Source organism: Methylobacterium sp. WL18 (assembly GCF_008040015.1).
Classification (GTDB): domain Bacteria; phylum Pseudomonadota; class Alphaproteobacteria; order Rhizobiales; family Beijerinckiaceae; genus Methylobacterium; species Methylobacterium mesophilicum.
Genome location: NZ_VRVD01000080.1, coordinates 1 through 12,410, shown reverse-complemented (window position 1 = coordinate 12,410; position 12,410 = coordinate 1). Strand labels below are relative to the sequence as shown.

Here is a 12,410-nt window from a genome sequence, read left to right as displayed (position 1 = left end):
CGCTCACGCGGCGAGGTCCGGCGCGGCGGTGAGGAGCGGCGCGCCCGATCCCGGCAGCAGGGCGCCGGCCCCGTCGGTCAGCCCGATGCCGTGCAGCCAGGCCTCGAATTCGGGGGCGCGCTTCAAGCCCAGCACCTCGCGGAGGTAGAGGGAATCGTGGAACGACGTGGATTGGTAGTTCAGCATCACGTCGTCGGCCCCCGGGACGCCCATGATGTAGGTGCAGCCGGCCGCGCCGAGCAGCGTCAGCAGCGTGTCCATGTCGTCCTGATCGGCCTCGGCGTGGTTGGTGTAGCAGACGTCGACGCCGAGCGGCACGCCCATGAGCTTGCCGCAGAAATGGTCCTCCAGCCCGGCCCGGATGATCTCCTTGCCGTCGTAGAGATATTCGGGCCCGATGAAGCCCACGACGGTGTTGACCAGGAGCGGCCGGAACGGCCGGGCGACCGCGTAGGCCCGGGCCTCCAGGGTCTGCTGGTCGATGCCGTGATGGGCATCGGCCGAAAGCGCGGAGCCCTGCCCGGTCTCGAAATACATGCAGTTGTCGCCGAGCGGGCCGCGCTTGAGGGCGAGCGCGGCCTCGTGGGCCTCCTTGAGCAAAGCGAGCGTCACCCCGAAGCCGGCATTGGCCTTCTCGGTCCCGGCGATCGACTGGAACACGAGGTCGACCGGCAGGCCGCGCTCCATGGCGGCGAGCGTGGTGGTGACGTGGGTGAGCACACAGGCCTGGGTGGGAATCGCGTGCTTCCGGATCACCCCGTCGAGGAGGTGGAGCAGGTCGCCGAGCGCCTGGACCGAATCCGAGGCCGGGTTGATGCCGATTACGGCGTCGCCGCAGCCGAGGGTGAGCCCGTCGAGGATCGCTGCGGTGATCCCCTTCGGATCGTCGGTCGGATGATTGGGCTGCAGCCGTACCGCCAGCGTGCCCGGCAGCCCGATCGTGTTGCGGAACCGGGTGACCACCCGGGCCTTGCGCGCCACGGAAATGAGGTCCTGGTTGCGCATGATCTTCGAGACCGCAGCGGCGATCTCCGGCGTTACGCCCGGTGCGATCCGGGTCAGGACCGCCGGGGTGGCGGTCAGCAGGAACTCGCGGAAATCGCCGACCGTGAGGTGGGCGATCTCCCGGAAGGCGGCGGCATCGTGCGTGTCGAGGATCAGCCGGGTGACGTCGTCCTGCTCGTACGGGATCAGCGGCCGGGCCAGGATCTCGGAGAGCGGCACCTCCGCGAGGCACCAGCGCGCCGCCGCATTCTCCTCGGCGGATTCGGCCGCGACCCCGGCGAGCCGGTCGCCGGAGCGGACAGGCGTCGCCTTGGCCATCAGGGTGGCGAGGTCACCGAAGACGTGGGTGCGCGGGCCGACGACGTGGCGGTAGGCCATGCGGTTTCACCCCGTCCTTGCTTTCCGAGGATCACAGGATAGCGTGATCCGATGCTTCTGTCCGTTCAGGCCGCACCGGCATTCGGTGCGGGGACCTCTGTGGAGATGGCATCGACGGTGCGCGGCATCGGGCTGCCCTGCCCGTCCGTGCGCTGGATCCGGACCTGCTGGTTGACCGGCTGCATGTTGCCGAACGGCGTCGAGAAGGCGATCTCGGCGGCGTCGCGCCCGACGCCGATGCGCACCAGCCCGTCGAGATCCGCCTGACGGGTCGCGTCGAACAGCCACCAGCGCCCGTCGAGATAGGCTTCGAACACCGCATGGAAATCGCTCGGCACGAGGCCGTGCGCATAGCAGCTCACGAACCGGGCCGGGATCCCGAGCGCCCGGCAGAACGCCGTGCCGATATGCGCGAAGTCGCGGCAGACGCCGGCCCGCTTCAGGAGCGACTCGTCGGCCGTGGTCTCGCCGTCGCTCGTGCCGGGCTGGTAGGTGATGTGGTCGTGGATCCAGTTGCAGATCTCGTTGACCCGGCTGTGGCCCTTGGGCAGCGCGCCGAACTCGGCCTGCGCGTAGGGCGTCAGCCGATCGGAGGAGACGAACCGGCTCGGCAGCAGGAACGGCAGGATGTCGAGCGGCAGTTCGCCGATCGGGGTCTCGCTGATGGTCGCCGGGTCGGCCCGGTGGACGGTCAGATCGACCTCCGCATTATACTCCAGGGCGAACTGGCCCATCGGCACGTTGACGCCGAGATAGCGGTTCAGAAGGTCGGGCGTGGTGTAGAGATCGCGCTTCAGGTTCGGCGTGAGCACCAGGCTCTCGCTGAGGATCTCGACGCTTCTCAGCTTGGCCACCTCCAAATTGAAGATGAAGGTCGTGTCCGAGAGAATATTGTACGACAGGCTGCAGCCGAGGGTATAGCGCATCGGATCTCCTTGCCGGGCGACGAGATGATCGCTGTCCAAGCAAGGTGCGCGCCTTATCGGCGGTTCCGGCTCAGGAGACCGATCTTTCTGCGGCGCGCGGCAGCAACAGGACGGTGAGCGAGCGCACGCCCTGCGCGCCGTGGATCAGCACGCCCTCGATGTCGGCGGTGGCCGAAGGTCCCGTATGCAGCACCGCGTAGGCGGAGCGGCCGAATTCCGGTCGCTTGTAGGCCTCCTGCACGTTGGGGAGGATGTCGGCGGGATCGAGCAGCACGATCAGGTGCTGGGCCAGGTAGGCGACGGCGTTCACGATCAGCTCGCCCTCCGTGAACAACACCGAGCCGGTCTCGGCGATGCCGAACACGGCGCGCACCACCGCCACGTCGACGTCCTCGACCTCCTGCGGGTACCGCACCGCCCGAAGGTCGCGGTTGCCGTCGATCTCAGGGACCGCGGAGGCGATCACCTTCGATTCCGCCAGCCGCCCGCGCACGCCCGCCAGCGGGTCGCCGGTGCGACCGTCCTCGATCCGGCCGCCCATGCGCTTCAGCCGGTCGCCGAACTCCTCGATCAGATCGTCGCCGACCAGCGGCGTGAAGTCCGGGACGCTCGGCAGCGGATAATCGCCCGCCGGACGGTTCGCCTTAAGCGCCGCCAGGATGTCCGCGCGCGCGCTCATCGGGCCGTGTCCTTCGCAGCGGTCTCCTTGGCAGCGGTGTTTTTGACCGCCTTCTGCATCCGGTTCTGCTTGTACCAGGCGTGGAAGGTCTGGCGCGGCGCATCCGGCATCTCGCGCTTCTTCCCCCAGGTGTTGAGCGGGTTGTAGACGGCGAAGCGCGGCAGCACCTTCAGCGCCGAATCCGCGGCGCCGATCGCTGCCCGATAGGCGGCGGGCCGAGACAGGACCGCACCTGCGGCCTTCATCATTCCCTGCTTGAGCGCCGGGATGTGATGCTCCTCGACCAGGACCTTGCGCCAGGCGAAGATCTGCTCGTGGATGTTGATCTTGACCGGGCAGACGTTGGTGCAGGAGCCGTTCATCGTCGAGGAGAACGGCAGGGTCGAGTATTTCCGCTTGTTGAAGGTCGGGTCGATGATCAACCCGATCGGGCCCGAATAGGTCGCCCCGTAGGAGAGGCCGCCCGAACGCCGGTAGACCGGACAGGTGTTCATGCAGGCGCCGCAGCGGATGCACTTCAGCGAGGTCCAGAACTCCTCCAGCCCGAGCCGGGCCGAGCGGCCGTTATCGACCAGCACCATGTGCATCTCGGTGCCCTTGCGGGGTCCGCGGAAATGCGAAGTATACTGGGTGATCGGCGAGCCGAGCGCCGAGCGCGACAGCAGCCGGATGAACACCCCGAGATGCTCGACCTTGGGGATGATCTTCTCGATGCCGATCGAGTGGATCTGCAGCGGCGGGACGTTGCCGGACAAGTCGGCATTGCCCTCGTTGGTGCAGGTGACGACGGTGCCGGTCTCCGCGATGGCGAAGTTGCAGCCGGTCATGCCGGCATCGGCCTTCAGAATGTAGGGCCGTGTCGTCTCGCGCTGGCTTTCGGCGAGGTAATGGGCGTCGTCGTTGTCCGGGTCGGTGCCGAGCGTCTTGGCGAAGACTTCCGCCACGTCCATCCGGGTCTTGTGGACCGCGGGCGCCACGATGTGGCTCGGCTCCTCGTTGTCGAGCTGCTGGATGCGCTCGCCCAGATCGGTCTCGATGATCTCGATGCCGTTGGCCGCCATGTGGTGGCGGAAGCCGCATTCCTCGGTGAGCATCGACTTCGACTTCACCAGGGTCTTGGCACCGCGGCTGCGCAGGATCTCCAGGACGATGCGGTTGTGGTCGGCGCCGTCCGCGGCCCAGTGGACCTGCACGCCGTTGGCCTTCGCGGCGGCCTCGAACTGCTCGAGATACTGGTCGAGATGGGTGAGCGTGTGCGCCTTGATGGCGGAGGCGAGTTCGCGCAGCTCCTCCCATTCCGGGATGCCGTGGGCCGAGGTATCGCGCTTCTTGCGCAGGTCCCACAGGCGCTCGTCGTGGGCGGCCTGGTGGAGCGGCGCGGCGAGGAAGCGCTCGGCGGCTTCGGCCTGGTCGATCGGCCGGTCGCCCCGGATCTTGGCGCCGCGCGGCTGCTTCTCGCGGGTCTGCGGCGCGCGGATCGGCTTGGTCGCGGCCTCCGCGTGCTGGAGGCGGCCGCCATCCTGGCCGCGCTCGCTCTCGTCGTCGTCGGCGCGGACTTCCGGATGGATGATGCCCTCGCGGGCGCGCGGGTTCAGATCCTCGACGCTCATGCGGCGGCTCCGTTCAGCACTTGCGCGATGTGGATATAGCGGAGCGGCAGGCCGAGGCGCTCGGCGCAGCCCTTCTGGTGCATCAGGCACGAGGAATCGGCCGAGACCACGTACTGCGCCCCGGCCCGGTTCTGGTCGGCGACCTTGTCGTAGCCCATCTTGGCCGAGACCGCGGGCTCGAAAACCGAGAAGGTGCCGCCGAAGCCGCAGCACTCGTCCGGCCGGGCGAGGTCGACCAGCTCGACGCCCTTCACGAGGCGAAGGAGGTCGAGGGGCTTCGAGAAGTACGGCTTCACGATCTCGGACGGCCGCGCATGGTGGATGCCGCGTAGCGCGTTGCAATTGCCGTGATAGGCGACCTTGTGCGGGAACTCGGCCCAGGGCAGCGCCTCGATCTTCAGCACGTCGTGTAGGAACTCCACGAGTTCGTAGGTGCTGGCCCGGACCTTCTTGACCTCGTCCGTCTGCGGGATCGCAGTGAGGTGCTCGCGGACCTGGTGCACGCAGGACCCGGAGGGCGCCACCACGTAGTCGAAATCCGAGAAATTCTTTACGAACAGGGCCTCGGTGGCGGCGGCCTCGGCGTGGCAGCCGGTGTTGGCCATGGGCTGGCCGCAGCAGGTCTGGTCGAACGGGTATTCCACCGTACAACCGACCCGCTCCAGCAATTCCAGCGTGGCGATCCCGACTTCCGGCTCGAAAGCGTCGACGTAGCACGGCACGAACAGGCCGACCCGCATGGTCCGGAACCTCCCTGGATCGCCCGCTCCCTTGAACTGGAACGGGTCTAGAATACCAAGTGAGGTCTACCGGATGAGGTTGGTTTTGGCGAGGTCGAGAACTGCGTCACCGCGCCCATCCATCACGGCCCGCAGCACGTAGAGGCTGAAGCCCTTCACCTGCTGCCCATCGATCTTGGGCGGCATTGAGAGCTCGTTGCGGGCGGTTCGCACATCGAGCAGCGAGGGGCCGTCGAAGGCCAGGAACTCGCGCATGGCGCCCGGCAGCTCGGCCGGGTCCTCGACCCGCAGGGCGAAGATGCCGGCGGCCCGCGACATCGCGGCGAAGTCCGGATTGTCGAGCGCGACGCCGGTCTCGAGGTAACCCGCCGCCTTCATCTCCAGCTCAACGAAGCCGAGGGTGCCGTTGTTGAACACCACGACTTTCAGCGGTAGCCGATGCTGGCGGAGCGTTAGGAAATCGCCCATCAGCATGGCGAACCCACCGTCGCCGCAGAGCGCGATCACCTGCCGGTTCGGCTCCGCGGCCTGGGCGCCGATCCCATGCGACAAGGCGTTGGCCATCGAGCCGTGGACCCAGGAGCCGAGAAGGCGCCGTTTGCCGTTCATCGCCAGGTAGCGCGCCGCCCAGATCGTCGGGGTGCCGACGTCGGCGGTGAAGATCGCGTCGTCCGCGGCCGCCTCGCTGATCGTCTTCGCCAGATATTGCGGATGGAGCGGGCCGCCGGGCTTGGCCGTAGCGAGGTCGTCGAGGCCGGCGCGGGCCTTGGCGTAGTGCTTCAGGCTGGCATCCAGGAACGACCGGTCGGCCTTCGGCTTCAGGCGCGGCAGCAGGGCGCGGATCGTCGCGCCGACATCGCCCACGAGCCCGTGCTCGATGCGGCAGCGGCGGCCGAGTTCGGAGGGGCGCAGGTCGACCTGGGCGATCTTCGCGTCCTGCGGGTAGAATTGCTTGTACGGGAACCCGGTGCCCAGCATCAGCAGGGTGTCGCACGCCATCATGGCGGCGTAGCCGGACGAGAACCCGATCAGTCCGGTCATGCCGACATCGTAGGGGTTGTCGAATTCGACATACTCCTTGCCGCCGAGCGCGTGCACGACCGGGCTCTTGAGCGCCTCGGCGAGTTGCAACAGTTCGGAATGGGCGCCGGCGCAGCCGCGTCCGCACAGCAGCGTCACGCGCTTGCCGGCGTTGAGCAGGGCCGCCAGCGCATCGAGTTCGGCATCCGCCGGGCGTACGACAGGCTTGGCCGGGATAAGCCCGGCCCGGGTGGCCGGCGCGCGCTTGGGCGCATCGCGCAGCGCCACATCGCCCGGGATGACGATGACGGCGACGCCCCCCTCCCCGACCGCGGCGCGGATCGCGTTCTCGAGCACGAACGGCATCTGCGACGGGTCGGAGATCAGCTCGCAATAATGGCTGCACTCGCGGAACAGCTCGGTCGGGCGGGTCTCCTGGAAATAGCCCGAGCCGATCTCGGCCGACGGGATCTGCGCGGCGATCGCCAGGACCGGGGTCCGGCTCCGGTGCGCGTCGTAGAGCCCGTTGATCAGGTGCAGGTTGCCGGGGCCGCACGAACCCGCGCACACGGCGAGCTTGCCGGTGACCTGCGCCTCGGCGCTCGCCGCGAAGGCCGCCGCCTCCTCGTGGCGGGTGTGGATCCAGTCGATCTTTCCCCGCGCGCGCAGCGCCTCGGTGATGCCGTTCAGGCTGTCGCCGACAACGCCGTAGATTCGCGCGACGCCGGCCTCCTGAAGGGTCTCGGCAATCAGGTCGGCGACGTTCTCGATGCGCATGGTTCAAGCTCCGCATTTTCGGAGCCGAACTGTGCGGCCGGCGGTGATGTTCCGCCGCTCTCGGCCCGATGCTGCATCGCACACATGTCCGATGCAGCAGTCAAGGCGGCAGAACCGGAGATTTCGGAGTCTAACCCCGAATGTTCGCGCCCGGGTTTCGGAGAAAATACTATCCCCGTCGAACGATCAGGGGCGGACCGCGTCCACGTCGCGGGCGATCACGGCGAACAGGTCGCCGAGGCCCGCGAGGCTTGCGGCCTGTAGCTGGGCCGCCGGCACCACCGAGCCGTCGGGCGCCGGCAAATCGCGCGTCGCGGTCGCCGAGGCGACCACGGTGGGATGGAAGCCGAGGTTGAAGGCGGAACGCGCCGTCGAGTTGACGCACATGTGGGTCATGAAGCCGGCCAGGATGAGGTCGGTGACGCCTGCCCGCTTGAGCCGATCCTCCAGATCCGTGCCCACGAAGGAGCTCGGGAAGGCTTTGGTGATCACGGCCTCCCCGCCCTGTGGCGCGACCTCCGGTGAGATCTGTCCGATCTCCGCGGTGATGTCGTAGGGCGAGCCGGGGCCGGCATTGTGCTGGATGTGGAAGACCGGCACGCCGGATTCCCGGGCCCGCTTGAGAAGGATCGCGGCCTCCGCGACGGCCGGCTCGACGCCGGACAGGCGCATCACGCCCTCGCGATACGTGTTCTGGATGTCGATGAGGACAAGCGCGGCCTTCTTCAGGCTGGCGGGCTCGGGGCTGAGGCCGGAGAGGCCGCGTAGGGTCTTGAGATCGCTCACCCGTGTCTCCCGATGCGCGCGTGATCGATCCGCCGGAGTGGTCCCGATCGGGCCACGGCTGGAGCCGCGGCGGACCTTCCGAGGATCGACTCTGTTCCTGCCTGTTTCGCCGTCTACGAGGCCACGGCTCGCCGTGAGTCGCAAGGCCGCGTCGGCGCCTGCGCTGACTCTCGGGGCGCCCGGATGTTCCGCGCATCGTCCGGGCCGGTGTTTCCCAGCGAAGTCGGGAGCCGCGCTTGATTTCCGGCGCCCCAGAGTCGAAGGACGTCTGGAAACGTTCCTAAGAGATCAGCGTCGAAGAGATCAGCGTCATGGAAGAATTGCTCGCCCGCGTCACCGCCCGCACCGGGCTCGACGCCGCGACCGCGCAGACGGCAATCGGGCACATCCTGGCCTTCCTGCAGAAGGAGGGGCCGGAATCCGAGGTGGGCCAGCTCATGGCCGCGCTGCCCGGCTCCGAAGCGCTCGTGGCCGAATCGAATGCCGGAGAGAGCGGCGGCGGCGGCCTCATGGGCATGCTCGGCGGCATGATGGGCGGCGGCGGCGTCATGGCGCTGGGCCAGAAGCTGATGGGCGCCGGTGTTCCCATGGGCCAGATGCAGCCGCTCGGCCAGGAGCTGTTCGCCTTCGGCCGCGAGAAGGTCGGCGAAGATGCCATGGGACCGATCATCGGTTCGATCCCGGGCCTCAACCAGTTCGTCTGACGAACAAGGTCCCGGGAGCGGGCAAACGCCTTCGGGACCCGGTTTTCGCCGGCGGCACGTGCGCCGCCGCACCGTTTTCGCGCCGTTCCTGAACGATCGTAAAAAAGTGGTTTCGCCGTCAGAGCTTGGCGGAACCCGTCCACGCGTTCCCCGTTATTCGGGATGCAATTCGGGTCATCGCCTTCGGCAGGTGACCGGATTGCACTCAGGTAGGCCGGCCATGCCCGTCTTCGAAGCCAAGAATCTGGATACCGCCTTCGAGGGCCAGGCGCTGCTCGCGGCAATCCTGCACCCGACCCGAGCCGCGCAAACCCGCGCCCTGCGCCACGGGCGGCGCCGGGCCGAGCGCGCGTCCGCCTTGGCCGATCCGCTGACGATCGAACCGCGCTTCCCCGGCTCCAGCGACGAACTCGCCTCGGCGACCTTCCAGGGACGCTGACGCAGCGTGTTAAGCAGTCGGCTTACCAGGGCTGGGACGTGACGAGGCCCTGACGGGTCACCACGACCCACTCCCGACCGCGGCGCTCGACACCCTCGACCCGGCCGATACCCGGCAGCAGGTCTCCCGGCCCGACCTCGACGATGCGGCGGCGTCTGTTCTCCAGAATCGCCGCCCCGTCGTAGACGTCGCGGACAGCCCAGCCGTCGATCACCGGGGGTTTCTCGGCCGCGACCGCCTTCGGCTTGGCCTCCGAAGCCTTCGCCTCTGCGCTCCTGGCCTCCGCGCTTTTGGCATCGACGGCTTTCGCCTCGGTGACCTTCGCGTCGGCCGGGCGGGTGTCGGCGAGGCTCCCGGTCTGTGTCGGCTCGGCCTTCACGGCCGACGCCGCGACGGACGCGCGACGCTCCAGTTGCGCAGCGAGGTTGGCGATCCGCCCACTGTGCTCGCGCTCGGCCTGCTCGAGGCGCTCGCTCAGGGCGGCGGTCTTGGCATTCAGGTTCTTATCGATCTGGGTCAGGCGCTCGCCCAGGGCGCCGCTGCGGCTGCCGGCCTCCTTGCGGGCGGTGTCGGTGGCGGCGCGCAGGTCGGCGAGCACCTGATGGAGCTGGGCGATGTCGGCGCCGAGCCGGGCGGTTTCGGTCCGGCCGGCATCGACGGTCGTGCTCAGCGCCAGGACGGCGTCGCTCGGCGCGCCGCCGGAGCCGGGACGTGCGGCGAAGCCCAGAACCAGACCGAGCGCCAGGGCGGTGCCAGCGATCGCGTAGCGCCGGACCTCTGGACCTGCCAGGGACGGCATCGCGAATCGCGCTGCCGCAGGTGCGGCGACGGGCTCGGGCTTCGGAACCGCCTTGCCCGCCACGACGGCCTTCAGCAGCTCGTCGGGAGAGAGGGCCGGCTTGGCTTCAATCTTCGTCATCGCCCCCAACTCCGTCTGCAGGGTCCGCCTGCAAGCGTTCGTTAAGGACGTTTGTTTACGAAACCCTTACCGGCCGTCCCCGCCTCAGGCCGCGAGACCCCGCTTCTTCAAAAGCGGCGCGATGCTCGGCATTCGGCCGCGGAAGGCGGTGTAGGCGTCACGCGGGTCGCGCAGGTTGCCGGCGCCGTACACGAAGGTCCGCAGCCGCTTCGCCGTCTCCGGGTCGAAGATGTCGCCGGCCTCCTTAAAGGCATCGAAGGCGTCGGCATCCAGCACCTCGGACCAGAGATAGCTGTAGTAACCGGCCGCGTAGCCGTCCCCCGAGAAGATGTGGGCGAAGTGTGGCGTCCGGTGGCGCATGCTGATCTCGGCCGGCATGCCGATCCGCTGCAGGGCGTCCGCTTCGAAGGCCGGCACGTCGAGGCCGGATTCACCGCCTGCCGAGAGGTGGAGCGTCATGTCGACGATCGCCGAGGCGGTGTATTCGATCGTGGCGAAGCCCTGGTTGAAGGTGCGCGCCGCCAGGAGCTTGCGCAGCAGCGCGTCGGGCATCGGCTCACCGGTGCGGTGGTGCCGGGCATGAGCCTTCAGAACCTCAGGCTGCTCCAGCCAATGCTCGTAGAGCTGGGACGGCAACTCGACGAAATCGCGCGACACCGATGTCCCGGAGAGCAGCGGGTAGGTCACGTCCGACAGGAGGCCGTGCAGGGCGTGGCCGAACTCGTGGAACAGGGTGCGGGCGTCGTCGAAGGACAGGAGCGCGCTCTCGCCGGCGGGCGCCTTGGCGAAGTTCATCACGTTGACGATCACCGGCGTGACCGTGCCGTTCAGGCGCTCCTGGGAGCGGAACGCGCTCATCCAGGCGCCGGAGCGCTTCGAGGAGCGGGCGAAGTAATCGCCCAGGAACAGCCCGACCTCGGACCCGTCCGGGTTGCCGACCCGCCAGACCCGCACGTCGGGGTGGTAGCGCGGCACGTCGGACAGCTCCTCGAAGGTCAGCCCGAACAGCCGGGATGCCGTATCGAAGGCCGCCTGGATCATCCCGTCGAGGGGCAGGTAGGCCTTCACCTCGCTCTCATCGAGGTCGTGCTCGGCCCGCCGCAGCTTCTCGGTGTAGTGGCGCCAATCATGCTCCTGGAGCGCAAAGTTGTGGCCCTCCTGCTGGACGATCGCCTGGAGCCGCTCGCGCTCCTCGCCCGCCCGCGCCCGGGCCGGGGTCCAGACGTCGCGCAGCAGCTCCATGGCGGCGTCGGGGCTCGCCGCCATCGTGTCGTCGAGCTTGAAATGCGCGAAGCTGTCGAAGCCGAGCAGACGCGCGTGCTCGGCGCGCAGCCCGACCATCTCGACGATGATCGCGCGGTTGTCGGTGGCGCCGCCGTTCTCGCCGCGGCGGGTCCAGGCCGCGTAGGCCTTCTCACGCAGGTCGCGCCGGGTGGAGAACACCAGGAACGGCTCGATCAGCGAGCGCGACAGGGTGATCACGTGACCATCCAGGCCGCGCTCCCGGGCCGCGCTCTCGGCGGCGGCGCGCAGGAACGGCGGCAGGCCGGCCAGGTCGTCCTCGCCGGTGAGCGGCAGGGTGAAGCTGCTCTCGTCGGCGAGCAGGTTCTGGCTGAACTGGGTCCCGAGTTCCGACATCCGGGCGGCGATCTCGGCGATGCGTGCCTTGTCGTCCGAGCCCAACTCGGCGCCTGCACGACGGAAGCGGATGCGGTAGCGGTCGAGCACCCGGCGCTCTTCCGGCCCGAGCTCCTCCGCTTCGGCGTCGACGGCCGAGATGCGCGCCCAGAGCTGCGGGTTGAGATAGATGGCGCTGCCGTGCCGGGCGAGCTTCGGGCCGATCGCCCGCTCGATCGCCTGCAGATCCGGGTTCGTGTGGCTGCCGGTCAGGTTGTAGAAGACGCCGGCGACCCGCTCGAGGGCCTGACCGGCCCGCTCCATCGCCGCGACGGTGTTGGCGAAGGTCGCGGGCGCCGTGTCGGCCGCGATGCCCTGGATCTCGGATTCGTGGGCGGCGAGCGCGGCCTCGAAGGCCGGCATATAATGCGCGGCCTGGATCCGCTCGAACGGCGGCAGGCCGTAGGGCGTGCTCCACTGGGCGTCGCGGAAGGGATTGTCCTGCGGCAGGCTCGGGAGCCCGGCATCAGCTACGTCCGCCATTCGATCCTCGGTGGTGCGTCGGCCGGACCGTGCCTTCGGTCCGCCCCGTGAGGCCGCGAGATGGGGTCCGCGGCCGCGTCCCGGAAGACAGAGGCCCGATAGGCGGCCCCGTCAACAGGGTCGGAGCGATCCGAATGCGGTTCCGTTCGTTTCCTCCCGTCCCACGCCCACGCTTCGAGGTCTCATGCCGCTCCTCCGACCGACGACTCTTCTGGCGCGCGGCGTCCTCGCGCTGGGCCTGTGGGCGCCGGCTGCCCTCCCCGGTGC

Annotated in this window: 11 protein-coding genes; 2 read left to right on the top strand and 9 right to left on the bottom strand. The window is 68.7% G+C overall.

Annotated features, from left to right (window positions below; translation table 11 throughout):
* Positions 1–3: 3 nt before the first annotated feature.
* From FV228_RS09420 to FV228_RS09390, 7 genes are all read right to left on the bottom strand, one after another.
* Positions 4–1,383: an ethanolamine ammonia-lyase subunit EutB gene (locus tag FV228_RS09420; RefSeq protein ID WP_147854379.1), complete on the bottom strand. Its 1,380-nt coding sequence runs from the start codon at positions 1,381–1,383 to the stop codon at positions 4–6.
* Between the two features lie 65 nt (positions 1,384–1,448).
* Entirely contained in the window at positions 1,449–2,309 is an 861-nt protein-coding gene (locus FV228_RS09415; protein ID WP_147854378.1) for a transglutaminase family protein, read from the bottom strand.
* Between the two features lie 70 nt (positions 2,310–2,379).
* Entirely contained in the window at positions 2,380–2,988 is a 609-nt protein-coding gene (locus FV228_RS09410) for an LUD domain-containing protein (protein ID WP_147854377.1), read from the bottom strand.
* Positions 2,985–4,598, bottom strand: coding sequence for a lactate utilization protein B (locus FV228_RS09405; protein WP_147854376.1), 1,614 nt, complete (start codon positions 4,596–4,598; stop codon positions 2,985–2,987). The genes FV228_RS09410 and FV228_RS09405 overlap by 4 nt, the downstream gene beginning before the upstream one ends.
* The gene (locus tag FV228_RS09400) at positions 4,595–5,338 is read right to left on the bottom strand and encodes a (Fe-S)-binding protein (RefSeq protein WP_147854375.1); all 744 of its coding nucleotides are present in this window, start codon (positions 5,336–5,338) and stop codon (positions 4,595–4,597) included. The genes FV228_RS09405 and FV228_RS09400 overlap by 4 nt, the downstream gene beginning before the upstream one ends.
* 66 nt (positions 5,339–5,404) lie before the next feature.
* Complete coding sequence (poxB, locus tag FV228_RS09395; protein WP_147854374.1) at positions 5,405–7,135, bottom strand: ubiquinone-dependent pyruvate dehydrogenase; 1,731 nt, start codon at positions 7,133–7,135, stop codon at positions 5,405–5,407.
* Between the two features lie 186 nt (positions 7,136–7,321).
* A complete protein-coding gene (locus FV228_RS09390) occupies positions 7,322–7,921 on the bottom strand; it encodes a cysteine hydrolase family protein (protein ID WP_147854373.1) in 600 nt (199 codons plus the stop codon).
* Positions 7,922–8,232: 311 nt separating this feature from the next.
* Between FV228_RS09390 and FV228_RS09385 the strand changes: the two genes are divergently transcribed.
* On the top strand, positions 8,233–8,625 hold the full coding sequence (locus FV228_RS09385) for a DUF2267 domain-containing protein (RefSeq protein ID WP_147854372.1): 393 nt from the start codon (positions 8,233–8,235) through the stop codon (positions 8,623–8,625).
* Between the two features lie 220 nt (positions 8,626–8,845).
* The gene (locus tag FV228_RS09380; RefSeq protein ID WP_147854371.1) at positions 8,846–9,064 is read left to right on the top strand and encodes a hypothetical protein; all 219 of its coding nucleotides are present in this window, start codon (positions 8,846–8,848) and stop codon (positions 9,062–9,064) included.
* A 22-nt stretch (positions 9,065–9,086) separates the two neighbouring features.
* On the opposite strand, the gene FV228_RS09375 is transcribed toward FV228_RS09380, so the two are convergent.
* Together FV228_RS09375 and FV228_RS09370 are read right to left on the bottom strand one after the other, a co-directional pair.
* Positions 9,087–9,983, bottom strand: coding sequence for a hypothetical protein (locus tag FV228_RS09375; protein ID WP_147854370.1), 897 nt, complete (start codon positions 9,981–9,983; stop codon positions 9,087–9,089).
* An 84-nt stretch (positions 9,984–10,067) separates the two neighbouring features.
* A complete protein-coding gene (locus tag FV228_RS09370; protein WP_147854369.1) occupies positions 10,068–12,143 on the bottom strand; it encodes a M3 family metallopeptidase in 2,076 nt (691 codons plus the stop codon).
* Positions 12,144–12,410: the final 267 nt, after the last annotated feature.

Coding starts and splice junctions, on each gene's coding strand:
- FV228_RS09420 (WP_147854379.1), bottom strand. CDS start 1,383: ATGGCCTACCGCCACGTCGTCGGCCCGCGCACCCACGTCTTCGGTGAC.
- FV228_RS09415 (WP_147854378.1), bottom strand. CDS start 2,309: ATGCGCTATACCCTCGGCTGCAGCCTGTCGTACAATATTCTCTCGGAC.
- FV228_RS09410 (WP_147854377.1), bottom strand. CDS start 2,988: ATGAGCGCGCGCGCGGACATCCTGGCGGCGCTTAAGGCGAACCGTCCG.
- FV228_RS09405 (WP_147854376.1), bottom strand. CDS start 4,598: ATGAGCGTCGAGGATCTGAACCCGCGCGCCCGCGAGGGCATCATCCAT.
- FV228_RS09400 (WP_147854375.1), bottom strand. CDS start 5,338: ATGCGGGTCGGCCTGTTCGTGCCGTGCTACGTCGACGCTTTCGAGCCG.
- poxB (WP_147854374.1), bottom strand. CDS start 7,135: ATGCGCATCGAGAACGTCGCCGACCTGATTGCCGAGACCCTTCAGGAG.
- FV228_RS09385 (WP_147854372.1), top strand. CDS start 8,233: ATGGAAGAATTGCTCGCCCGCGTCACCGCCCGCACCGGGCTCGACGCC.
- FV228_RS09380 (WP_147854371.1), top strand. CDS start 8,846: ATGCCCGTCTTCGAAGCCAAGAATCTGGATACCGCCTTCGAGGGCCAG.
- FV228_RS09375 (WP_147854370.1), bottom strand. CDS start 9,983: ATGACGAAGATTGAAGCCAAGCCGGCCCTCTCTCCCGACGAGCTGCTG.
- FV228_RS09370 (WP_147854369.1), bottom strand. CDS start 12,143: ATGGCGGACGTAGCTGATGCCGGGCTCCCGAGCCTGCCGCAGGACAAT.